The organism is Sinorhizobium sp. (genome assembly GCF_059070375.1).
In genome coordinates this window covers 143,258-165,646 of the sequence record NZ_JCACWC010000004.1, presented here as the reverse complement: position 1 = coordinate 165,646, position 22,389 = coordinate 143,258, and the positions used below count along the sequence as shown (strand labels likewise).

The following is a 22,389-nucleotide window of genomic DNA, read 5'->3' as shown; positions in this document are numbered from 1 at the left end:
GCCCGGCGGGCGGTTTGCCGAGTACAAGTCCCCATCCCGGCCGAAACAGGGGCGGGATGGGGAATGGAAAAGGACTAGTTCGCAGTCTTGCCGCAGGTCGTCAGCGCGTCCTCCGGGGTGCAAACCTCGGTACCGGTCTTGATGAACGGCTCCACTTTTTCGCCCTTGGTCAGCTTGTCCAGCGCCATGATGGTTTCATAACCCATGTCATAGGGACGCTGGCCGATGTTGTAGTGGCTGAGTCCTTCGGCCAGCAGGGGCAACTGCGGGCCGAAATTGTCGCCGAACACCACGACCAGGTCCTTGCTGTCGAGGCGTGCCTTGAGCGGCTCCATGGCCTGCTTGTAAGCCTGCGGAGCATATTGAGCCCAGCCGCCGACCGCGATGAAAGCGCTAAGCTCGGGGTTGTTCGTCATCACGTCGCGCACCTGCTGGGCGGCAAGCGTGATGTCGTCATTATTATAGACAGGGCAACCTGCCGGCTCGATCCACCCGTTCTGGCCGGTCAGCGTTTCCGCACCCTTGTCCTTCGTGACGCCCGCAAGAGTGTCGCGGATGCCTTGGACGCGGGCTTTCAGGTTCTCGGATGCAGGCGCACCCGACTGGATGCAGACGGTGCCGCCGTCCTTCTTGGTCTCCAGCACCTTCTGCGCCAATGCGATGCCGAATTCATAATTGTCGGTTCCGATGTAGGTCGAGCGCAGGCCTGCATCTTCGGGCAGAACGTCCGTGTCGAAAGTCACGACCGGAATGCCTTTATCCTGGGCCATTTTCATGATGCGAGCCATGGCCTTCGGGTTGCCGGCCGAAACGCCGAGGCCGGCCACTCCGCGGGTGACCATATCCTGGGCAAGCTGGACCTGCTTGGCTTCGTCATACTCGGTCGGGCCGAGATAGGTGCAGGTGACATCGCCCAGCTTCTTCGCGGCGGCCTCGCACCCCTGCTGGATCGGCGGGCTGAAGGCGTTGTTGAGCACCTTGAAGACGAGGGCGAATTCGCGATCGGCAGCGTTGGCCTGGGGCACAGTCAAGCCGACGGCCAGGCAGGCCACCGAAAGGGCTGCCGTGAGAGTGTGTACTGGTTGCATTGAAGTTCCTCCCTTTTCCTTGTTGATGCGGACGCGCTCACCGACGCAGCGAGCGGATTCTTTCGAGCAGGACCGCGGCTAGAATGAAACTTCCCACGAACATTCCCTGCCAGAACGGGTTTACCCCTGCGATGAGCAGGGCATTGCGGATAACCTCTACGAGGATCGCGCCGATGGCTGCGCCGAGCGCAGTGCCGAACCCGCCTGTCAGCGACGCTCCGCCGATGACCGTCGACGCGATGACCTGCAACTCGTATCCGGTTCCGATCGCGTTGGTGACGGCGCCAAGCCAGCCGACCAGGAACACGGCCGTTATGGCGACCATCAGCCCGTTGAAGGCGTAGGCCGAGACCTTGATGAGGTCCACAGGGATACCCGCCACTCGCGCCGCAGCCTCGTTGCCGCCGATCGCGAACAGGTAGCGGCCCCACCGCGTCATGGTCAGCAGGAAATGCAGGATGATCACGCCGGCGACGAGAGCATAGACGACATTGGGCAGTCCGAAACTATAGCCGCCGCCGAGCGCGATGATACCGTTGGTGGCCTGTCCGAATTCGTAGAACACCTCGTTGTTCGTGAGCACCAGCGCGAGGCTGCGTCCGATGGATAGGGTAGCAAGCGTGACGATGAATGGCGGGAGCTTGACGTAGGAGATGATGACTCCGTTGACCATGCCGCAGACGACACCCATGGCGAGTGTCGCGAGGATGCCGACCGCGAGCGGCATGTCCGAATTGAGCACGATGCCGAGCGTCACCCCGCACATGCCGAGGATCGATCCGACGGAGATATCGATACCGCCGCTGATGAGCACCGGCGTCATGCCGAGCGCCATGATCCCGATGAAGCAGGCATTCTGGAAAATGTTGAGGAGGTTTCCGGAAGTCGCGAACTTTGCCGAGATGACCGATACGACCAGGCCTATCACCAGGATAGCCAGTGCTATCCACGTCTCCTGCGCAAGGAATACGCGGCTCCAGAAAGGGCGGTCGGACCTCTTCAGGAGATCGACATCCATGTGGGGAACTTCCTCGGGAGCACTCATGCGTTGTTTCTCCGGAATCAGGCCGTCTGGATCGCGCCGGTTATCAGGCCGGTCACTTCTTCGGGGCTCGATTGCTCGATCATCTTGTCGGCCACCTTGCGACCCCGACGCAGCACCACGACCCTGTCGCAAATCTCGAAGACATCGGGCATGCGATGGCTGATCAGGATCACGGAAAGGCCTTGTGCCTTCATGCGGCGGATCAGGGCCAGCACCTCGGCAACCTGCCGGACACTGATTGCCGCCGTAGGTTCGTCCATAAGGACGATTTTCGACCTGGCGAGCCGGGTACGAGCAATTGCCACCGCTTGACGCTGGCCGCCGGACATGCGCACCACGAGATCGGCCGGGCGGGTCTCGGATTTGAGTTCCTGGAATATCTCGGCCGAGCGGGCGTTCATGCGCTTGTGATCGAGCACCTTGAACGGCCCGATCTGCCGCATCAATTCGCGGCCGAGGAAAACGTTCGCCGACGCGGTCAGGTTGTCGCAGATCGCCAGATCCTGATAGACGACCTCTATTCCATGGCGACGAGCTTCCGCCGGTCCGGAAAAGACCACGGGCTCACCTTCCAGGGTGTAGGAACCGGAAGACGGCTGGAAGTTTCCGGCGATGGTTTTCACCAATGTCGACTTGCCGGCCCCGTTGTCCCCCATCAGGCCAAGAATCTCGCCCTGGTTGATTTCGAGGGTGACGCCATCGAGTGCGCGGACGGCACCGAAATCCTTCACGATGTTTTCGAGTCGCGCCAAAACCGTCATTGCACCCTACCGGAATTTTTGTAGCGTAACCGAACAAAACACCGTTTCCCTTGACCGTCAATAGCGGCATATCCCCTTTTCTATGCTGCAATGCATCAAGAATCGGCCCAATTGACAGGCCTGTCTGAGGGTATTAGTAATTTTATCGAACAAATAGGCTTCAAATTGTCAAACACACTGCTTTTTCGTCCGAACGAAGCGCGCGCGCTTTCGGCACTGTTTCGCACGGGTGGGCTGACTCGCGCATCCTTGGCCCGTGAGCTCGATCTGACCCGCTCGACCACGGGGACTCTGGTGCAAAGCCTTGTCGACGCTGGTTTGGCACGGGAACGGGAATCGACAACGGGCAACGAAGCAGGGGCCAAGGTCGGTCGCCCCGGGATCGTCGTTGAAATCGCCGGCAGCGGTGTCTTCTTTCTCGGCGCCTATATCGGCGTGAACCGGATCGACGTCATCGCCATCGACCTGTCGGGAAAAGTCCGAGCGAAGGCCACCCGCCCATTCTCGGGTGCGGCAAGCAGGCCCGCTCAAGCGATGAAACTCATCGTAGCACTGGTTGATGAGGTGCGCAGAACGTTGCCTCCCGGCGCACGGCCCCATGGCCTCAACGTAGCGCTGCCGGGCTTCCTGGATGGGGACGGCGAAACCTTTCATGCCGCCATTTTGGGCTGGCATGGGGTCAGCCTCGCGCAACTGATTTCCGAGTCCATCGGCCTTGGTGTCCCGGTGCTCCTCGAAAACGACGCCAATGCGGTGGCCGTGGCTGAGACCTATCGCTCGGCTCCGCCGGATGGCGAGGGCGATGACAGCCTCGTCGTTCTCATAGAGAACGGCGTTGGGGGCGGCATCGTCAGCAATGGCAAGCTGCATCGCGGTCAGTTGGGCGGCGCTGGCGAGATCGGCCATATGCCGATCGGAGAGGCTGGCTTCGTTTATGACGCTGTGCGTCCTGGTCGGTGGGAAACATTTATAGGCAAGGACGCCCTCCTTGCCCGATACGCACATATCAGCGGCGTCATTAGTTCGCTTGACGCGTTTATCGCAGTGCTGTCGTCGGGTGACCCCACCGCGCTTGCCTGCGCCCGCGACTGGGCTCGCTGGCTGGTTCGGGGGCTGGCGACCCTTGCCTGCGTCCTGCAGCCGGGCCGCATCATCCTCGCCGGATCGGTCAGCGCGATCTATCCCTTCGTGGCCGAACAAACGGAGGATTTGTTGGCCGCGTCTCTCATCGAAGGCTATCCGATGCCCCGCGTCGAAACGTCAAGCACCGGCAATGACGGCCCCGCCCTGGGTGCTGCCTATCTTCTGCATCAGGCAATGCTTGCAGGCAATACGCGCCCGCATACGCGCGATGTCGCAGTTCGTTGACAGACAGGAGTTTTCATGACGCTCAAAGCCGCCTCCGAAACGATCGCCGTTGCCGAAATCGGGGGAACCTCGGTCAAGATCGGTTTTGCGGATCATGGTGTGCCGCTCGAAGTCACGCGCACCTTTTCGACGAGCAATCTTCGCCGAGGCGCTCCTGCGGCCCAACTCGCCCGGCTCCTGCAATGTGCGTCCGTCGATGCCGGCCTGACCATCGACCGGGTGGTGGCAACTGTCCCCGGGTTCATCGGACGTGACTGCGATACGATCATCCATGCCGCAAACGTCCCCGAACTAAACGGCGTTCACCTGGCCTCCGAATTGGCTTCCACGCTTTCGGTTCCCGTCCAGTTGGAGCGGGACGTGGTTCTGCAGTTGCTCGGGGAAAGCGCCTGCGGCGCGATTGCCAACGAATGCGAGGTGTTGGCTGTCTACTTCGGCACCGGGATCGGTGCCGCTTACCTTGGCGAAAACGGCATTTTTCGTGGCGGCGGGTGGGCGCTTGAAATCGGCCACATGCCGGTGCTCGAGCCGGGTGACCGTCAGGAATTCCCCAAGCGGATCGAGGCGTACGCCTCTGGTGCAACTCTGGTGGACCTCGCATCTGCACATGGCGTCGCCGTGAAGGACCTCTTCCAGGCTGCTGCGCAGTCGCCGGAATTGTGCGACGCTCTCGACGACATATTGTGGCAGCAGGCGATAACCGTTGCCAGAGCGACGGTGTTGTTTTCGCCACGCATCGTTCTGCTGGGCGGCGGCGTCATCGACATGGACGGCTATCCGCGCCACACGCTCACACAGCGCATTGTTGGCGCATTGCCGCATTCCGGCTCGATTCACTCCATCGACATACGCTGGGCCACACTGGGCTGGCAGGCAGCCATTTTCGGTGCCGCTCGTCTTGGCGACATGGCGGCTTAATCCGTCGGCAGATCCGCGCGAGAACGCGTCTTGACTGCCGGCTGCGAAAGCGGCGCCGACAGGAAGCCTTGCGCGATCTCCGCACCGGGCGATTTTTTCAAGCTTGTCGATCGGTGGCTAACCTGTTTAAACGCTCCCGTTGCCGGACGCGTGATCCCTTTTCCGGCAATTTCCCGGGAGAACGAGGAATGCCTCTTTCCATCGCCACATGGAACATCAACTCCGTTCGCCTGCGCATGCCGCTGGTCGAACATTTCCTCAAGACATGGCAGCCGGACATCCTCTGCCTGCAGGAAATCAAGTGTCGGAACGACCAGTTCCCCTCGGCTCCGCTGAGGAAGCTCGGCTACGAACACATCGAGATGCACGGGCAGAAGGGCTATCACGGCGTCGCCACTATCTCTCGCCTGCCGCTTCATGAGCTCTCCGACCGCCGCGACTATTGTGGCGTCGGCGATGCACGCCATCTCTCCGTCGTCTTCGCGGCCGGTGGAAAGACAATCCGCCTCCATAATTTCTATGTACCGGCCGGCGGCGACGAGCCGGACCGCACGGTCAATCCGAAGTTCGGACACAAGCTCGACTTCGTCGACGAGATGAAGCTCCTGCACGCGGAGGCCGAGGCCGGCGTCTCGTCGATCCTCGTCGGCGACCTCAACATCGCGCCGCTCGAGCACGACGTCTGGTCGCACAAGCAGCTTCTCAAGATCGTCAGCCATACGCCGATCGAAACCGAGGGCCTGGTCTCGGTGATGACCGGAGGTGCATGGGTCGACCTGATGCGCCTCCACACGCCGCCGCCGGAAAAACTCTACACCTGGTGGAGCTATAGGGCGAAGGACTGGACCGCCGCCGACCGCGGACGCCGGCTCGACCACATCTGGTCCTCCGCCGATCTCGCGAGCCAGCTCGTGCGCGTCGAGATCCTCAAGGAAGCGCGCGGCTGGGAGCGCCCGTCCGACCATGTGCCCGTCATAGCCCATTTCGAGCTTTGACGGCGCCGTCCGCTTACGTAAACCGCCCGGCAAGCGCCTCCACGCGGCGGATCATCGCCTGGATGTTTTCCCGGATGCGGGCTTCCACCATGGCGGTCACCTCGGGATATTCCTCCAGCATCCGACGGAAGAGCGGACGGTTGATCCGGATCACTTCGCTGTCCTCTTGCGCCGTCGCGGTGAACTTGCGCTCGACCATCGAGATGAGCGCGAGCTCGGACAGGAGCGCGCCGCGGCCGACGGTCATCACCTGCTGCTGGCGGCCCTGCGCATTCGCATTCGAAAGCGCGAAGCTGCCGGCCGCCACGGCATAGGCGCAATCGGCCGGCGCGCCTTCCCGGAAGAGTTCGTGCCCCTTGGCCACCCGGCGGCGCTCGGCGCCGAAGGCGATAAGCCTCAGCTTGTCCTCGCCGATGTCGGCGAAGAGCGACACGTTGGACAAGAGTGCGATGTCGTCATTGAGCGCCAAGCGGCAAATCTCCCCCGGTCATGTCGTCCGGCTTAGGGAACGATCTTGTAGCCGCCGTTCTCTGTCACCAATATCTCGGCATTGGAAGGGTCGCGCTCGATTTTCTGGCGCAGCCGGTAGACATGCGTCTCGAGCGTATGGGTCGTGACGCCGGAATTATAGCCCCAGACCTCCTCGAGCAGCACGTCGCGGGTGACCACTTTCTGGTCGGCGCGGTAGAGATAGCGGATGATTGCGGCTTCCTTCTCCGTCAGGCGGATTTTCTGGCCGTTCTCCATGGTAAGCAGCTTCTGGCTGGGCTTGAATGTGTAAGGGCCGACATTGAAGGTCGCGTCCTCGCTCTGCTCATGCTGGCGGAGCTGGGCGCGAATGCGGGCAAGCAGCACGGCGAAGCGGAACGGCTTCGTCACATAATCGTTGGCGCCGGCCTCGAGGCCGAGGATCGTGTCGGAATCGGTGTCGTGGCCGGTCAGCATGATGATCGGGGCCTTGAAGCCGCCCTTGCGCAAGAGCTTCACCGCCTCGCGCCCGTCCATGTCGGGCAGACCGACATCCATGATCAGGAGGTCGACCTGTCGGCCACGCGCCATCTGAATGCCCTTCCCGGCGGTCGCTTCCTGCAGAAGGTCGAACTCTTCGTAGAGAGAGAGCTGTTCTATCAACGTCTCACGCAGATCATCGTCGTCGTCGACAAGGAGGATGGTGCGAGTCGCCATGGGACAGTTCCTGTTGCTTCCTGGTTCAAAACTAACTCAAATGCCGCTCTTGGCAAGCGCGGCAGTCGCTGCCGCATGTTTCCGTAAATCCTAACCTATTTAGGATAGAAACAGGCCGCAACTGAAAGTGGCCGCAGCGGCGTCTGCGCGTCTGATGAGACGCACGGCGCCGCAGGCATCGTCATATAGGAAAACCGGCTTAAGGTCGCGGCGCGATCACGGCAAAGCAAGAATTTGTGAGACCGATGCGCAAGAAGGCGTCGACAACAGGATCGAGAAAAGGGACCATCGTCGTCAGAACCGCTCCGCGCGACCGCAAGCGCGCCCTCGTGCTTTTCGACGGACGGGTCGAGCGGGCTGCGATCGGGCGCAGCGGCGTCACTGCCATCAAGCGCGAAGGCGACGGGGCGACGCCCCGCGCGGTCATGCGGCTCATCGGCGGCTATGTCAGGCGCGATCGCGTCCCGTTTCCCTCGACGCGCCTGCCGATGCGGGCCGTCCGGGGCGACATGCTTTGGTGCGATGCCCCGCAACACCCGTGCTACAATCGCCCCGTCAGGGCGCCGTTTCGTGCCGGGCATGAACGCATGATGCGCGACGACGGGCTCTACGACATCTGCCTCGTCATGGATTGGAACATTTCCTCCCGAAGGCGCAATGCCGGCTCGGCGATCTTCTTCCACCTCATCCGTCCGGGCTACGAGCCGACCGAGGGCTGCGTGGCCGTCAGCCTTTCGGCCATGCGGCGACTGCTCCGGCAAATGCACCGCGGGATGATCGTGAAGGTGGTGTAGCTTCGGTCGCGCAGCAAAGCCGAACGGGCACTCCGCATCAGCCCGACCGTTCCTCCTCAAGCATGCGCGGCGTCACGAAGCGAACCAGGCGGCCGGTGCCGGGCGCTATGTCCGACCAGCGCTCGACGTCGAAATCCATGACGGCAAGTCCGGCTGTCGGAAACTTCTCCCTCAGCCGCTCCAGAGTCGCTTCATCGCCGCGCCCGGCAAGCAGAAGCGCAAGATCGGCCATTCCCGGATTGTGGCCGACGAGGAGCAGTTTCTCCACCGTCGGCTCGACCCTGCGGACGGCGTCGAGAATGGCCGATGCGGAGACCTCGTAGATGCCGACCGCATCGCGCTCGGGGATCTTGTGCGGCAACGCCCCGGCGACGAGCTCCCAGGTCTCCTGGGCGCGCCGCGCGGTCGAAACGAGCGCCAGGTCCGGAGCAAGCCCTTGCCGGGCGATGAAGGCGCCGACGACGGGCGCCGCTTTGCGTCCACGCTCAGAAAGCGGCCGGCGATGGTCGGCAACGCCGTCCGGCCAGGCGGACTTCGCATGGCGTAGCAGCATGAGTCGGCGTGTCGAGGGCCGGGCGTCATCGGGCATGAAAGCTCCTCAGGGCAGAAAACCGGGGGCGGCAGCGCATTGTCGCATCATCATGCGCATAAAAAAAGCCGCCCCGAAGGGCGGCTCAAACGCCGGAAAAGCTCAAAACCGGCTATTTCCATTCGCGAATGTCGACAAAATGACCGGCGACCGCCGCCGCGGCTGCCATTGCCGGAGAAAGCAGATGCGTGCGCCCCTTGAAGCCCTGGCGGCCTTCGAAGTTGCGGTTCGATGTGGAGGCACAACGTTCGCCGGGCTTCAGGCGGTCGTCGTTCATCGCCAGGCACATGGAGCAGCCGGGCTCGCGCCAGTCGAAGCCCGCTTCCTTGAAGATCTTGTCCAGGCCTTCCGCTTCCGCCTGTTCCTTGACGAGGCCGGAGCCCGGAACGATCATCGCCGAAACGGTCGGGGCGACCTTGCGGCCTTCGACCACCTGTGCGACGGCGCGCAGGTCCTCGATGCGGCCATTGGTGCAGGAGCCGATGAACACCCGGTCGATGGCGATGTCGGTGATCTTCGTGCCGGGCTTCAGGCCCATATAGTCGAGCGCACGCCACTTGGAGGTCCGCTTCGTCTCGTCCTGGATGTCGTCCGGGTCGGGAACGACGCCCTGGACGGAGACGACGTCTTCCGGCGAGGAGCCCCAGGAAACGATCGGCGGCAGATTGGCGGCATCGAGCACGACGACGCGGTCGTAATGGGCGCCTTCGTCCGTGTGCAGCGTCTTCCAGTATTCGACCGCCCTGTCCCAGGCCTCGCCCTTGGGGGCGCGCGGCTTGTCCTTGATGTACTCGAAGGTGGTTTCGTCCGGTGCGATCAGCCCGGCGCGCGCTCCGCCTTCGATCGTCATGTTGCAGACGGTCATGCGGCCTTCCATCGACAGCGACCGGATCGCCTCACCGGCAAACTCGATGACGTGGCCGGTGCCGCCTGCCGTGCCGATCTCGCCGATGATCGCAAGGATGATGTCCTTTGCGGTGACGCCCGGCGGCAATTGGCCGTCGACGCGCACCAGCATGTTCTTCGCCTTTTTCTGGATCAGCGTCTGCGTCGCCAGGACATGCTCGACCTCGGACGTGCCGATGCCGTGCGCCAGCGCGCCGAAAGCGCCGTGCGTCGAAGTGTGGCTGTCGCCGCAGACGATCGTCATGCCCGGCAGCGTGAAGCCCTGCTCCGGACCGACGATGTGAACGATCCCCTGGCGCTTGTCGTTCTCCGAATAATATTCGACGCCGAAATCCGCGGCGTTCCTGGCAAGCGCCTCGACCTGGATGCGGCTTTCCTCGTTCTTGATGCCGAGATGGCGGTCCGGCGAGGTCGGCACGTTATGGTCGACGACGGCGAGCGTCTTTTCCGGGGCGCGAACCTTGCGTCCGGCCATGCGCAGTCCTTCGAAGGCCTGCGGGCTCGTCACCTCGTGAACGAGGTGACGATCGATGTAGAGGAGACAGGTTCCGTCGGCCTGGCTGTCCACCAGGTGATCGTCCCAGATCTTGTCGTAGAGAGTACGCGGTGCGCTCATGGGGTATGTATCCATCGTATTTTCAAGAATTTGGAATGGGGGCCGGCGCCAATGCGGCCGGTAACGCTGATCGTGCGATCAGGATAGGCGGCTGGTGAGCGCCCCTGAAACGCGCGCAAAAAAGCGTGCCGGCAGGCGCTTGTGATCCTGCAGCACGACGATCTTCTGCTCGCGACATCCGAATTTGCATTCCATGACCGTGCTCATATCAATTTTTTGACAGTTCGGCAATCGGCGAGGCGGGGAGTGAAACCCGATGACGAGCGTGCTCGCGTTGAATGGGCGGAACGGATATGATAAGCAAAACTTATTATTCAACGCGATCGATCAAATGCCCAGGAAACTCGAGTCCGATACGATCGGGATGCTCCTCACCGATGTCTCCCGCCTGTTGCGCGGTGCCTTCGATCGCAAGGTCAATGCGATGGACCTCGGGATCACGCCCGGCGAGGCGCGCACATTGGTCCAGGTGGCCGTCACCGAGGGCATCAAGCAGGCGGAGATCGCGACCCGAATGGGGATCGAGCCCATGACCCTCTCCGCCTATCTCGACCGCCTGGAAGCGATGGGCCTCGTCGCGCGCATCCCGGATCCGGCGGACCGGCGCGCCAAGAACGTCGTCGTGACCGATAAGGCCGACCCGCTCATCACCGAGCTGATGTCGGGCCTGCGTGAAATGATGAATGCTTATACCGAGGACCTGGGCGACGACGGACGGGAGGTCCTGCGCGCAAACCTGAGGATCCTGCGGGACAGTCTCCGCCGCCTCGACCCGTGTGTCGCCGGCAAGGAGAAGGGGGCGGCCGAATGACGCTCAGGATGAGCGAGCGGCGCACGAGCATCATCGGCGCCTTCCTGGTGGCGCTCGGCCCCATCTCGATGGCGCTCTACACGCCGGCAATGCCGGAGCTCGTGCGTGCCTTCGCCTCCACCGAAGCGGCGATCAAGATGACGCTGTCTCTCTATTTCGGCGGCTTCGCCCTTGCCCAGCTCGCCTCGGGCACGCTTTCCGACGTCATCGGCCGGCGGCGAACAACGCTGATCTTCATGGCGATCTATCTCGCCGGCAGCCTGATGGCGGCCTTCGCGCCTTCCGTCCCGGTGCTGCTCGCGGGGCGCCTCGTGCAGGGAATCGGCGCCTCCGTCGGAATGACCGTGGCGCGCGCCATCGTTCGCGACCAGTTCACCGGCACAACGGCGGCGCGCATCATGAACATGATCGGCATGATGCTGGCGCTCGGGCCGGCGGTCTCACCGACCCTCGGCGGTATCGCGCTTGGCCTGTTCGGCTGGCAGTCGATCTTCCTGCTGATGGTCGGCTTCGCGCTGATGGCGTGCTTCATCGTTCAGCTCTTCATGGCGGAGACGACGACGCCGGATCGCACCAAGGGGCATTTCCGGCCCATTCTCGCAGCCTATGGCGAGCTTATGAGGGACGCTCGCTTCGTGTCCTCGACATTGGTGATCGCCGGCGCGGTCGGCGCGCTCTATGCATGGGCGACCATGCTGCCCTTCGTGCTGATCAGCCAGGTCGGGCTCACCCCGACCGAGTTCGGCATCGGCATGCTCATGCAATCGGGACTGTTCTTTTCGGGCACGGTCACGATGCGTCTCATGATGCGTCGCTTCACGCCGCAGGCGCTCGTGCCGGCCGGTCTCTTCTTCATCGGCGCGGCGAGCCTCGCCCTCGCCTTCACCATGCATGCGCTGGAACCGACTTTCCTCTCGGTGATGACGCCGATCGGGATCTATGCCTTCGGCATCGCCTTCGTCATGCCCTATATGATGACCGCGGCGATGGCCCCCTTCCCGCATATCGCCGGCACGGCTTCGGCGATGATGGGCTTCATCCAGATGAGCGCCGGACTCCTCGGCGGCGCGCTTGCCGCTCTCGTCGGGGTGCCGGCCACAGCACTCGGAACGATCATTCCGAGCTTCGGCCTTCTCTCGCTTGCAAGCTATTTCTGGTACCGCAGGTCCGTTTGCCTAAGGCCGCTGGTCGCACCGGCGGCTGCGGAGACGCCGCTGAGCGAAGCGGCGGAGTGAGCAAAGATAAAAAACCGCGGCGGAGCGATCCACCGCGGCTCCCAACCTGCAATCCTTCAGAGCTTAGCGGTTGCGCGCTGCCAGCGTGCGCAGGCGCAGCGCGTTGAGCTTGATGAAGCCGGCGGCATCCTTCTGGTCGTAGGCGCCCTGATCGTCCTCGAAGGTGACGAGCTTGTCGGAATAGAGCGACTTGCCGCTCTCGCGGCCGATGACCATGATATTGCCCTTGTAGAGCTTCAGCGTCACTTCGCCTTCCACATGCTCCTGGCTCTTGTCGATCGCCGCCTGCAGCATTTCGCGTTCCGGAGAGAACCAGAAGCCGTAATAGATGAGCTCGGCATAGCGCGGCATCAGTTCGTCTTTCAGATGCGCCGCGCCGCGGTCGAGCGTGATGCTCTCGATCGCACGATGGGCCGCAAGCAGGATCGTGCCGCCGGGAGTCTCGTAGACGCCGCGCGACTTCATGCCGACGAAACGGTTCTCCACGAGGTCGAGGCGGCCGATGCCGTTGTCGCGGCCGTATTCGTTGAGCTTGGCAAGAAGCGTTGCCGGCGACATGCGCACGCCGTCGATCGACACGGCATCGCCACGTTCGAAGCCGACCTTGATGATGGTCGCCTTGTCGGGTGCCGCTTCCGGCGAAATGGTGCGCATATGCACATATTCGGGAGCTTCCTGGGCCGGGTCCTCCAGCACTTTTCCTTCCGAGGAGGAGTGCAGGAGGTTGGCGTCGACGGAGAAAGGCGCCTCGCCCTTCTTGTCCTTGGCGACCGGGATCTGGTGCTTTTCGGCGAATTCGAGCAGATCGGTGCGGCTCTTGAACGACCAGTCTCGCCAGGGGGCGATGATCTTGATGTCCGGATTGAGCGCGTAAGCAGAAAGCTCGAAGCGGACCTGGTCGTTGCCCTTGCCGGTCGCGCCATGGGCGATCGCATCGGCGCCGGTCTTCCTGGCTATATCGATGAGGTGTTTGGAGATCAGCGGACGGGCGATCGAGGTGCCGAGCAGGTAGACGCCTTCATAGACGGCATTGGCGCGGAACATCGGGAACACGAAGTCCCTCACGAATTCCTCGCGGACGTCCTCGATATAGATCTCCTTGATGCCGAGCATCTCGGCCTTCTTGCGAGCCGGCTCCAGTTCTTCGCCCTGGCCGAGGTCGGCGGTGAAGGTCACCACTTCGGCGCCCAGTTCAGTCTGCAGCCATTTGAGGATGATCGAGGTGTCGAGACCGCCGGAATAGGCGAGAACGACCTTCTTGACGTCTTTATGCGATGCCATGGTTTTTGTCCGTCTGCTCGTTTTGTCAGGCTCTCGGGCGCGGCGCTGCCGCATCGAAAATCTGCGGCACTTTAGCCAGAACTTGAGGGGATACAAGCGGAACTACTGCATGTCGCCCAAAACTGTGCCGCGTTTGAGCGCGGAGGACAGGCGGGAAGAAAATGCAAGGCGGTCGCCAGATCGCGTGAATCCACTGGCAAAAGCCTCAGGCCGGAGGTATCAGCAAGGATCGTCGTTCGAGGAATGCGTCATGGATTTCGTTCCTAACCTGCCGACACTCATCGCTTTCGCCGCAGCAAGTCTCCTCCTCGCCGCGACACCGGGTCCGGACATGACGCTTTCGATCAGCCGGGCGCTGGCGCAGGGGAAGAAGGCCGCGCTTTTCGTCGTGCTCGGCACCGGGCTCGGCATCGTCGTCCATACGCTGCTCGTCGCCTTCGGCATTTCGGCACTGATCACGGCATCTCCGACCGCCTTCCTGGTTCTGAAGACCGGCGGTGCAGCCTATCTCCTCTGGCTTGCGATCCAGGCGATCCGCTACGGGTCCAGCCTGTCGGTGACGAAGGTGACGGAGGCGAAGGGAACTGCGCTTTCGAACGTCGCGACCGGCTTTTCGGTGAACATTCTGAACCCGAAAGTCGTGATATTCTTCATGACCTTCCTGCCGCAGTTCGTCAGCGCCGGAGATCCCGCCGTCACGGGCAAGCTCCTGTTCCTCGGCTTTTTCTTCATCGTCATCGGCATGCCGGTCAATGCGATGGTCGTGCTCGCCGCCGATTGGCTTGCCGCCTGGCTGCAACGCAACAGGCGCGTCATGCGGGCGATCGACTACAGCTTCGCCGGCGTCTTCTCGATTTTTGCCGTGAAGATTTTCCTGACGCAGGCGCGCTGAGATTACCTCCGGGCGCTTGCGGTTATTTGCCCCTCATCTGCCTGCCGGCATCTTCTCCCCGTCCTGACGGGGAGAAGAGACAAGCGGCAAGATCCGCATACCTCGCTACCCAAATGTCGAGCCGATATTCAAGGTCGCGGATCGAGCGCCGAGATCGCGGCGTGCGCTCTTCTCCCCGTCCTACGGGGAGAAGATGCCGGCAGGCAGATGAGGGGCCACACCCCTCCAAACTTCGTCACCCGATCAGCAGCGCATCGTCGTCCAACGTCTGCCCGCGAATGCGGCGGAACATGGCGATGAGATCCTCGACCTGAAGCGTCTTGCGGCTGTCGCCCGCAACATCGAGCACGATCTCGCCGCCGTGGAGCATGACGGTGCGGTGGCCGAAATCGAGCGCCTGGCGCATCGAATGCGTGACCATCAGCGTCGTCAGCTTGCGGTCCGAGACGATCTTCTGGGTGAGGTTCATGATGAACTCGGCCATTCCCGGGTCGAGTGCCGCCGTGTGCTCGTCGAGCAGCAGCACCTCGGAGCCCGCAAGCGTCGCCATCACCAGCGAGACCGCCTGGCGCTGGCCGCCTGAAAGCAGGTCCATGCGGTCGCGCATGCGGTTTTCGAGACCGAGATTGAGTTCGGCGATACGCTCGCGGAAATGCTCGCGCCGCCGCGAGCCGAGCGCCGGCGTCAGGCCGCGGCTTTCGCCGCGCCTGGCGGCCAGCGCCAGGTTTTCCTCGATCGAGAGAGCGCCGCAACTGCCGGCGAGCGGATCCTGGAAGACACGCGCGACGAGCCCTGCGCGGGCCGCCGTGCCCTTGCGCGTCACGTCGGTCGTACCGATCGTGACGCGGCCGCCGCTCGGCAGCACGTCGCCTGCGAGAACCCCGAGAAGCGTCGACTTGCCGGCACCGTTGGAGCCGATGACCGTGACGAAGGAGCCTTCCTCGATGGTGAGGCTGACGCCGTTCAGCGCCTGCTTCTGGAGCGGCGTGCCCTTGCCGAAGACGACCTGGATGTTTTCGACGTTGATCATGCGGCACCTCCGCGGCGCAGGCGGGGCAGGATGAGCGCTATCGTCACCAGCAGCGCGGTCACGAAATTGAGATCGGAAGCCTGCAGGCCGAGCGTATCGGTCGAAAGCGCTACCTGGATGGCGATGCGGTAGAGGATCGACCCGAGCACGCAGCCGATGAGCGCGATCAGAATGCCGCGCGCGCCGAGCAGCGTCTCGCCGATGATCACGGCGGCAAGCCCCACGACGATCGTCCCGACACCCGAGGTCACGTCGGCAAAGCCGTTGGTCTGGGCAAACAGCGCACCGCCCAGGGCGACGAGTGCGTTGGAGATCGCCATGCCGAGATAGATCTGCCGGCTGGTGTCGACCCCTTGCGCCCGTGCCATGCGGGAATTGGCGCCGGTCGCCCGCATCCCAAGGCCCGCATCGCTTTCAAGAAAGCGCCAGACGAGAACGACGGCAAAGGCGACGAGAATGCCGACGAAAAGCGGGCGCACATAGAAGTCCCGCAGACCGAGGCCGTAGAAGGGCGAAAGCATCGTGTCGGCATTGATCAATGCGACGTTGGGCTTGCCCATGATGCGGAGATTGACCGAGAAGAGCGCAATCATCGTCAGGATCGAGGCGAGCAGGTTCAGGATCTTGAACCGCACGTTCAGGAGCGCCGTTACCATCCCTGCGGCAGCACCGGCGACCATCGCCACCGCTGCGGCAAGCCACGGATTGACGCCGGCGATGATCAGGACCGCGGTGACTGCGGCGCCAAGCGGAAAGGAGCCGTCAACGGTCAGATCCGGAAAGTCGAGCACCCGGAAGGCGAGAAAGACGCCGACGGCGACGAAGGCATAGACAAGCCCCAGCTCCACGGCTCCCCAGAAAGCGATTTGACTCAACGCCGGTAGTCCTCTTCTCGGATGCTCCGCAGGCGTAGGGCGCTGCGGAGCACGTATTCTGAAGTTGAAGCGGGATGCGCACCATTTCCGTATCCCGCTCGATAAGCGAACCGCCCCCGTATGGAACGGGGGCGGCAAAAAGACAATGATCGCCCGGAAAGGGGATCGCCCGGAGAGGGGGATCGTCCGGAGAGGGGGATCGTTACTCGATCGTCCGGGTCGCCCGTCCGACGACGCTCTCCGGCAGCGTGACACCCATACGGGTGGCGGCGCCCTTGTTGATCACGAGATCGGTTCCGGCGGCGACCTTGACGGCGATATCGCCGGGGTTTTCACCCTTGAGGACGCGAACGACGACCTCGCCCGTCTGCTTGCCGACGTCATAGTAATTGAAGCCGAGGGCCGCCAGTGCGCCGCGGGAGACGGAATCGGTGTCGGCGGTGAAGAGCGGCAGCTTGCTTTCCTCTGCGACGGCGACGGCACCTTCGAGGGCGGAGATGATGGTGTTGTCCGTCGGGACATAGATCGCGTCGGCGCGGCCGACGAGCGCACGAGCCGCACCCTGGACTTCGGCCGATTTCGTCGCGGCGGATTCGATCACCGTCAGGCCGGCCTTTTCAGCCTCTTCCTTGAGGACCGCCAGCAGCGAGACGGAGTTCGCTTCGCCCGAATTGTAGAGATAGCCGATGGTCTTGACGTTCGGCAGGATCTCCTTGATCAGCGCCACGTGCTCGGCGACCGGGGACAGGTCGGAAAGACCGGTGACGTTGCCGCCGGGCTTCTCCATGTCCTTGACGAGCTGCGCGCCCAGCGGATCGGAAACGGCGGTGAAGACAACGGGAATATCGCGGGTGGAGGAGACCACGGCCTGGGCCGACGGGGTGGAGATCGGCACGATTACGCTCGGGGCCTCGCCCGCGAACTGGCGGGCGATCTGTGCTGCGGTCGCCGGGTTACCCTGCGCCGACTCGTAAATGAACTTGAGGTTCTCGCCTTCCTTGTAGCCGGCGGCGGCCAGCGCATCCTTGACGCCGTCGCGTGCGGCATCGAGCGCGGGATGTTCGACGATTGCCGTGACGGCAACCGTGACTTCGTCGGCGCGTGCCGGTAGAGAAAGCGCGACCGTGGCGGCAAGCGCGATAAGAAGCGAACGCATGGGTGTCCTCCGGTTTATGGTTGGCGATTTCCGGGAAGGTCGGCTACCGTCCCTCCCGCATCGCTTCAGAATAATTCCGCCGCTTTCTTAGGAAAGCAAGGGCCCGAAATCAATCGGCGCAAACAGCTTCATCCATCAAACTTCTTCATCGATCGCGGTGATCGTGCGGCACGCCCGAAACTGGTGGAAGGGCGATGAGCCGCCTCAGTCCTCGCCGTGATTGGCGATCATCATCGCCTCGAAGGCGAGGCGGTCGACCTTGCGCATGCGTTCCGATTCCGACTTGAGCTGTCCGCAGGCGGCAAGAATGTCGCGGCCGCGCGGGGTGCGGATCGGCGAGGCGTAGCCGGCCTGATTGATGAAGTCGGCGAACTTCTCGATCTGCTCCCAGTCCGAGCACTGATAATTGGTGCCCGGCCAGGGATTGAAGGGGATCAGGTTGATCTTGGCCGGAATGCCCTTCAGCAGCTTCACCAGTTCCTTGGCGTCTTCCAGGCTGTCGTTGACGTCCTTCAGCATCACATATTCGAAGGTGATGCGGCGGGCATTCGACAGGCCCGGATAGGCGCGGCAGGCCTCCATCAGCTCCTTCAGCGGATATTTCTTGTTGATCGGCACCAGCATGTCGCGCAGATCGTCGCGCACGGCATGAAGCGAAATCGCGAGCATTACCCCGACTTCCTCACCGGTGCGGTAGATCTCCGGCACGATGCCTGAGGTCGAAAGAGTGATGCGCCGCTTCGACAGCGACAGCCCGTCGCCGTCGGACGCGATCAGCAGCGCCGTCTTGACGTTTTCGAAATTGTAGAGCGGCTCGCCCATCCCCATCATCACGATATTGGTGATCTTGCGGCCTTCCGCCGGCACGATCGCACCCTGCGGCGTGTCGCGCTCGGGGAAATCGCCGAGCCGGTCGCGGGCGAGCAGAAGCTGCGCGAGGATCTCTTCCGCCGTCAGATTGCGCACCAGCTTCTGCGTGCCGGTATGGCAGAAGGAACAGGTGAGCGTGCAGCCGACCTGGCTCGAAATGCAAAGCGTGCCGCGGCCCTCCTCCGGAATGTAGACCGTCTCGATCTCTACCGGACGGCCGGCGCCGCGTGGGGGAAAGCGCAGCAGCCACTTGCGCGTTCCGTCGCCCGAAACCTGCTCTTCGACGATCTCCGGCCGTGCGATGGTGAAATGCTCCCTCAGCATTTCGCGCATGTCCTTGGAGACGTTGGACATTTCGTCGAAATCCGAAACGCCGCGAACATAAAGCCAGTGCCAGAGCTGGCTGACGCGCATCTTCACCTGCCGCTCCGGCACGCCCTTTTCGACGAGCAGCTTCGCGATGTCTTCGCGCAACAGGCCGATCAGCGACGGCTTTTCCGGCTGTGGCGCAAGCCGCACCTGGGGCGCCTTGACGATGTCCGCCCTGTTTAGAATCTCGGTGGCTGCCATGCTCATCTGGTCCTGTCGTAAAGCGACGGCTCGTCCGGAGACGTTTCCGGATCCTGTTCCGATGCTCGAATTGAAATCTGGCGAGCCTCGGCCACGCGCTCGACGGGGGTGCGGGGGCTCAGAATTTGGGGGCGCTTTAGCATTCTTTTGGCGGCGAGTCACCATTGGAAGTTATTCTGCCCTGATCCGCCTGAACACCCAACGCAAAAAGGCCGGCCTGATGGCCGACCCTTGCAATCGTCACGCGCGCTTGGCTCTTACTTGCAGGCCTCGATCTGCTTCAGGGCGGCCGAAATGCCGGAGAGCGAATAGGAGTAGGAGGTTTCCGTGCCGCGCCGCGATTTCGCGTTGACCGACATGGCCTTGCCCGATTTCATCGCAGCGACCAGTGCCGGTTCCTCGGCGGCGTTTTCCACCCAGGCGGAATTGCCCTTGGTGAACATGACGAAGGTGCGGCCGTCGACCACCACGTTGACCTTGGAATTGTCCTGCAGCGGGTATCCCATCATCGCCTGCGGCTCATAGCTGATGTTCTGTCCCGGACGCTGCGAAACGAGGAAGAAGATATCGCCGTGATCGACGCCGGCCGGGGTCTTTTCCTTCGGCACGGACAGCACATAGCAGACCTTGCCGTTGCCGGCCTGGTAGGAATATGCACCCCAGGCGTTGAACTGCTGGATTCGCGTCGGAGATTGAGCGGAAGCCACGCCGGATGCAGCCATTACGAGTGCGAGTGCAGTTGCGATCTTTCTTACAAACATGAGTTCCTGCCGCTTGTCTTGCTTACGGTCGCCCGATACCGCGTGGGATGGGCAACGCATAGTCACGATTTAAGTTTATTTTGACTTAATCCGGGTTACCAAACCGTCAACGACTCGGGAAAACGCCCCTTTTTGCGCCCGAATGCGCCTCGAGGTCCATTCGCACACGGATTGCCGATCCGGTCGACGTCGATACTGGAGAGCCGCCCCTTGCCTCCCTCTATGTCACAAAGAATCGGGCAAGAGTTTGACTTTCCGGGCGGGATTGCGGCAAGGCGCCTCTGGCGCCGGGGATCGGACGCGTAAACGCCGCAGTAGCGGGAATACCTCACTGCCCGGCGCTGTCTCGCAGCACTTCATCGGCCTTTTGGTAATGCCGTTCCTTGATCTGGCCGCTGATTGCGGCAAAGGCCGCCGTCAAGACGGCGATGTCGTCGGAGAAGCCGATCATGGCCAGCATGTCAGGCACGAAATCGAGCGGCAGGACGAAATAGCCGAGCGCCGCGAGCAGAATGCCGCGCGTGCGCGTCGGCGTCGCCGGATCGACTGCGCAATAATAGGCGGCGACGAGGTCGCGGCTGAAGGGAATCTGCCGGGCCGCGCGCCGGAAGGTCGGCCAGAACCGGCGGCGCACCTTGTGTTCCTTGCGCTCCTGCTCGGATTCCTCGCCGGGGAGGAGAATTTCACCGATCTTGATATCGTCCATCGCGTCGATTCCGGTCGTTCAGGGTACTGCGCGGCATTGTAGTGCCGCAGCCTGATATGGGAACGGTGGCCGCTATTTCAAATGGCCGGGCGTGCGCCTCTTATTTCATATGGTCGGGCATGCGGCCCTCGGCTGCCTGGTCCATCTTTGCCGCCAATTTGAAATCGAGTTCGGTCAGTCCATCCGCATCGTGAGTCGACAGCGTCACGTCCACCTTGTTGTAGACGTTGAACCATTCCGGATGATGATTGAGCTTTTCGGCGGCAAAGGCGCATTGCGTCATGAAGGTGAAGGCCTCGGCGAAGGTCTTGAACCGGAAGGTCTTCCATATAGAGCCGCCGTCCTCCGCAAGGACCCAGCCCTCCATCTTGTGCAAATGCTCGGCGATGGCCGCCGCGTCCAATTTTTCCGGCCGCATGCTCTTCCTCCTTGTGCATCCCGTCCTTAACAACGAGCTTGCCCGCGACAATGTTCACGCGCAAGCCCGCCGCTCGACGAGGACGTTCCGGTCCCTATCCGGGAGCCGGCGGAGGCCTTCGGGCGCTTTACCAGACGCTCGAAGCAGGATGCTCCTCATTGCTCGCGAGGTTCGAGCGCTCTTCGTGAAGCGGGAAGACCTCTTCCGTGAGATACGGACCGCCGCCGACCGAATCGCGTGACGACAGGAGCACGAAGCGGGAGACGGTAAAGGGAGCGGTGACGAAATTGCCGCGCCCGGAGAGATATTCGACGACATCCTCGACGCGCGATGAGCGCAGGCGCGCCAGCGTTACATGCGGGGTGAACTTTCGCGGATCCGAGGGCAGCCCTATGCGCTGGCAGATGCGCTCGATCTCGGCCTGAAGGGCGAACATTTCGGAAGCCATGCTGACGCCGGCCCAGACGGAGTGCGGTTTCTTGGAGCCGAAGGCGCCGGTGCCCGACAGCTGCAGCTGAAACTCGGGCCGTTCGATGCGGTCAAGCCTGTCGATGATCTCGTCGGCGGTTCGCCAGTCGACGTCGCCGATGAAGCGGAGCGTGATGTGGTAATTCTCCACATCGATCCAGCGAGCTCCGGGAAGACCTCCGCGCAGCAAGGAAAGACTCATTGCTGCATTGCGCGGAATTTCGAGGGCGGTGAATAGTCTCGGCATGGCGAGCTCCCCGAATCTCTTGCAGATGCTTGAAGCGAATCACGCATCGCATCTGCACGCAACCATTATTTGTCCCGTCGGAACGTTTACTTTCCCTTAACTGTGGATGCGCTGTCATTCTCCTTTCGCAAGTGAGCGGACGAAAAGCTCCGCCGTCGGCAGGAAGCGCTCTACCATGACGCCGACACCCCCGCCGTTCGGATGCATGCCGTCGTCGAGCTTAAGGCCGACCTCGGTCACGACGCCGTCGAGGAAGAAAGGGTAGAAGACGAGATTGTGTTCCTTTGCGAGGTCGGGATAGATCGGATTGAAGCGCGCCGCATAATCCGGCCCCATGTTCGGCGGCGCCATCATTCCCGCGAGCAGGACGGCGATGCCGCGCTCCTTGAGGCGTGCGACCATCGCCTCCAGATTCTTGCGCGTCTCTTCCGGCGGGATGCCGCGCAGCGCGTCGTTGGCGCCGAGCTCGAGGATTACGCCGTCTGTTCCGTCGGGGATCGACCAGTCGATGCGGGCAAGACCGCTGGAGGTGGTGTCGCCGGATACGCCGGCATTGGCGATCGTGACGGCGAGCCCCTTGTCCTTAAGGGCCTTTTCGAGGCGGGCGGGGAAGGCATCTTCCGGGGGAAGTTGGTAGCCGGCCATCAGGCTGTCGCCGAAGCCGACGAGGCTGACGGGCTCGGCGCGAGCCGCCGCCGATAACACGATTGTCATTGTCAGGCCGAATAAAATGGGCAGAAAGTCTTTTAATGCCATAGGCTCGTTCCTAAATCGGCGGACAATTGTTTGATGATCCGTATCAAA

General features: G+C 62.5%; 24 protein-coding genes. 7 read left to right on the top strand and 17 right to left on the bottom strand.

Going from position 1 to position 22,389, the window contains the following annotated elements:
* Positions 1-74: 74 nt before the first annotated feature.
* From AC5J09_RS27065 to AC5J09_RS27055, 3 genes are read right to left on the bottom strand one after another with little or no spacing between them, the layout of a single operon-like run.
* Positions 75-1,088 carry a sugar-binding protein gene (locus tag AC5J09_RS27065; RefSeq protein WP_100672731.1) on the bottom strand — a complete coding sequence of 338 codons (1,014 nt, stop codon included), beginning with the start codon at positions 1,086-1,088 and terminating at the stop codon, positions 75-77.
* 37 nt (positions 1,089-1,125) lie between these two features.
* Positions 1,126-2,106 (bottom strand): ABC transporter permease, encoded by a 981-nt coding sequence (locus tag AC5J09_RS27060; RefSeq protein WP_494299139.1) that lies wholly within the window; start codon positions 2,104-2,106, stop codon positions 1,126-1,128.
* A 44-nt stretch (positions 2,107-2,150) separates the two neighbouring features.
* Complete coding sequence (locus tag AC5J09_RS27055) at positions 2,151-2,894, bottom strand: ATP-binding cassette domain-containing protein (RefSeq protein WP_494298993.1); 744 nt, start codon at positions 2,892-2,894, stop codon at positions 2,151-2,153.
* Between the two features lie 111 nt (positions 2,895-3,005).
* Between AC5J09_RS27055 and AC5J09_RS27050 the strand changes: the two genes are divergently transcribed.
* The 3 genes from AC5J09_RS27050 (at position 3,006) to AC5J09_RS27040 (ending at position 6,175) form a co-directional block, all read left to right on the top strand.
* On the top strand, positions 3,006-4,262 hold the full coding sequence (locus AC5J09_RS27050; RefSeq protein WP_411922143.1) for an ROK family transcriptional regulator: 1,257 nt from the start codon (positions 3,006-3,008) through the stop codon (positions 4,260-4,262).
* Between the two features lie 15 nt (positions 4,263-4,277).
* Positions 4,278-5,180 carry an ROK family protein gene (locus AC5J09_RS27045; protein WP_494298992.1) on the top strand — a complete coding sequence of 301 codons (903 nt, stop codon included), beginning with the start codon at positions 4,278-4,280 and terminating at the stop codon, positions 5,178-5,180.
* Between the two features lie 188 nt (positions 5,181-5,368).
* Positions 5,369-6,175, top strand: a complete 807-nt coding sequence (locus AC5J09_RS27040) for an exodeoxyribonuclease III (protein WP_018097367.1) — start codon at positions 5,369-5,371, stop codon at positions 6,173-6,175.
* A gap of 13 nt (positions 6,176-6,188) precedes the next feature.
* Here AC5J09_RS27040 and AC5J09_RS27035 read toward each other — a convergent pair whose 3' ends face one another.
* A complete protein-coding gene (locus tag AC5J09_RS27035; RefSeq protein WP_100672726.1) occupies positions 6,189-6,644 on the bottom strand; it encodes a cyclic nucleotide-binding domain-containing protein in 456 nt (151 codons plus the stop codon).
* A 32-nt stretch (positions 6,645-6,676) separates the two neighbouring features.
* Positions 6,677-7,360, bottom strand: coding sequence for a response regulator transcription factor (locus tag AC5J09_RS27030; RefSeq protein WP_100672725.1), 684 nt, complete (start codon positions 7,358-7,360; stop codon positions 6,677-6,679).
* A gap of 245 nt (positions 7,361-7,605) precedes the next feature.
* Between AC5J09_RS27030 and AC5J09_RS27025 the strand changes: the two genes are divergently transcribed.
* Entirely contained in the window at positions 7,606-8,154 is a 549-nt protein-coding gene (locus tag AC5J09_RS27025) for a L,D-transpeptidase family protein (protein WP_494298991.1), read from the top strand.
* 37 nt (positions 8,155-8,191) lie between these two features.
* Here the strand turns inward: AC5J09_RS27025 and AC5J09_RS27020 are convergent, their stop codons facing one another.
* Together AC5J09_RS27020 and leuC are read right to left on the bottom strand one after the other, a co-directional pair.
* Positions 8,192-8,743 carry a SixA phosphatase family protein gene (locus AC5J09_RS27020; RefSeq protein ID WP_494298990.1) on the bottom strand — a complete coding sequence of 184 codons (552 nt, stop codon included), beginning with the start codon at positions 8,741-8,743 and terminating at the stop codon, positions 8,192-8,194.
* Positions 8,744-8,855: 112 nt separating this feature from the next.
* Positions 8,856-10,265 carry a 3-isopropylmalate dehydratase large subunit gene (gene leuC, locus AC5J09_RS27015; RefSeq protein ID WP_100672722.1) on the bottom strand — a complete coding sequence of 470 codons (1,410 nt, stop codon included), beginning with the start codon at positions 10,263-10,265 and terminating at the stop codon, positions 8,856-8,858.
* Between the two features lie 331 nt (positions 10,266-10,596).
* On the opposite strand from leuC, the gene AC5J09_RS27010 reads away from it, so the two are divergent.
* Positions 10,597-11,076 carry a MarR family winged helix-turn-helix transcriptional regulator gene (locus AC5J09_RS27010; protein ID WP_494299137.1) on the top strand — a complete coding sequence of 160 codons (480 nt, stop codon included), beginning with the start codon at positions 10,597-10,599 and terminating at the stop codon, positions 11,074-11,076.
* The gene (locus AC5J09_RS27005; RefSeq protein ID WP_494298989.1) at positions 11,073-12,311 is read left to right on the top strand and encodes a multidrug effflux MFS transporter; all 1,239 of its coding nucleotides are present in this window, start codon (positions 11,073-11,075) and stop codon (positions 12,309-12,311) included. The genes AC5J09_RS27010 and AC5J09_RS27005 overlap by 4 nt, the downstream gene beginning before the upstream one ends.
* 63 nt (positions 12,312-12,374) lie before the next feature.
* Here AC5J09_RS27005 and AC5J09_RS27000 read toward each other — a convergent pair whose 3' ends face one another.
* Complete coding sequence (locus AC5J09_RS27000; RefSeq protein WP_494298988.1) at positions 12,375-13,592, bottom strand: argininosuccinate synthase; 1,218 nt, start codon at positions 13,590-13,592, stop codon at positions 12,375-12,377.
* A 250-nt stretch (positions 13,593-13,842) separates the two neighbouring features.
* Here AC5J09_RS27000 and AC5J09_RS26995 point away from each other — a divergent pair, with 250 nt between their 5' ends.
* Entirely contained in the window at positions 13,843-14,484 is a 642-nt protein-coding gene (locus AC5J09_RS26995; RefSeq protein WP_018097376.1) for a LysE family translocator, read from the top strand.
* A gap of 235 nt (positions 14,485-14,719) precedes the next feature.
* Here AC5J09_RS26995 and AC5J09_RS26990 read toward each other — a convergent pair whose 3' ends face one another.
* The 9 genes from AC5J09_RS26990 to AC5J09_RS26950 form a co-directional block, all read right to left on the bottom strand.
* The gene (locus AC5J09_RS26990) at positions 14,720-15,514 is read right to left on the bottom strand and encodes an ABC transporter ATP-binding protein (RefSeq protein ID WP_100672718.1); all 795 of its coding nucleotides are present in this window, start codon (positions 15,512-15,514) and stop codon (positions 14,720-14,722) included.
* Positions 15,511-16,389: an ABC transporter permease gene (locus tag AC5J09_RS26985; protein ID WP_275597162.1), complete on the bottom strand. Its 879-nt coding sequence runs from the start codon at positions 16,387-16,389 to the stop codon at positions 15,511-15,513. Before AC5J09_RS26985 ends, AC5J09_RS26990 begins: the two co-directional genes overlap by 4 nt.
* Positions 16,390-16,591: 202 nt before the next feature.
* Positions 16,592-17,545 (bottom strand): ABC transporter substrate-binding protein, encoded by a 954-nt coding sequence (locus tag AC5J09_RS26980; RefSeq protein WP_018097379.1) that lies wholly within the window; start codon positions 17,543-17,545, stop codon positions 16,592-16,594.
* Positions 17,546-17,749: 204 nt separating this feature from the next.
* Entirely contained in the window at positions 17,750-18,985 is a 1,236-nt protein-coding gene (gene rlmN / locus AC5J09_RS26975; RefSeq protein WP_494298987.1) for a dual-specificity RNA methyltransferase RlmN, read from the bottom strand.
* A 257-nt stretch (positions 18,986-19,242) separates the two neighbouring features.
* Positions 19,243-19,746: an invasion associated locus B family protein gene (locus tag AC5J09_RS26970; protein ID WP_100672716.1), complete on the bottom strand. Its 504-nt coding sequence runs from the start codon at positions 19,744-19,746 to the stop codon at positions 19,243-19,245.
* Between the two features lie 328 nt (positions 19,747-20,074).
* Positions 20,075-20,452 carry a YkvA family protein gene (locus AC5J09_RS26965; RefSeq protein ID WP_324762500.1) on the bottom strand — a complete coding sequence of 126 codons (378 nt, stop codon included), beginning with the start codon at positions 20,450-20,452 and terminating at the stop codon, positions 20,075-20,077.
* Between the two features lie 100 nt (positions 20,453-20,552).
* The gene (locus AC5J09_RS26960; RefSeq protein ID WP_003529694.1) at positions 20,553-20,870 is read right to left on the bottom strand and encodes a 4a-hydroxytetrahydrobiopterin dehydratase; all 318 of its coding nucleotides are present in this window, start codon (positions 20,868-20,870) and stop codon (positions 20,553-20,555) included.
* Positions 20,871-20,997: 127 nt separating this feature from the next.
* Positions 20,998-21,585, bottom strand: a complete 588-nt coding sequence (thpR, locus tag AC5J09_RS26955) for an RNA 2',3'-cyclic phosphodiesterase (protein ID WP_018097384.1) — start codon at positions 21,583-21,585, stop codon at positions 20,998-21,000.
* A gap of 114 nt (positions 21,586-21,699) precedes the next feature.
* Entirely contained in the window at positions 21,700-22,341 is a 642-nt protein-coding gene (locus tag AC5J09_RS26950) for an arylesterase (protein WP_018097385.1), read from the bottom strand.
* Positions 22,342-22,389 lie beyond the last annotated feature (48 nt).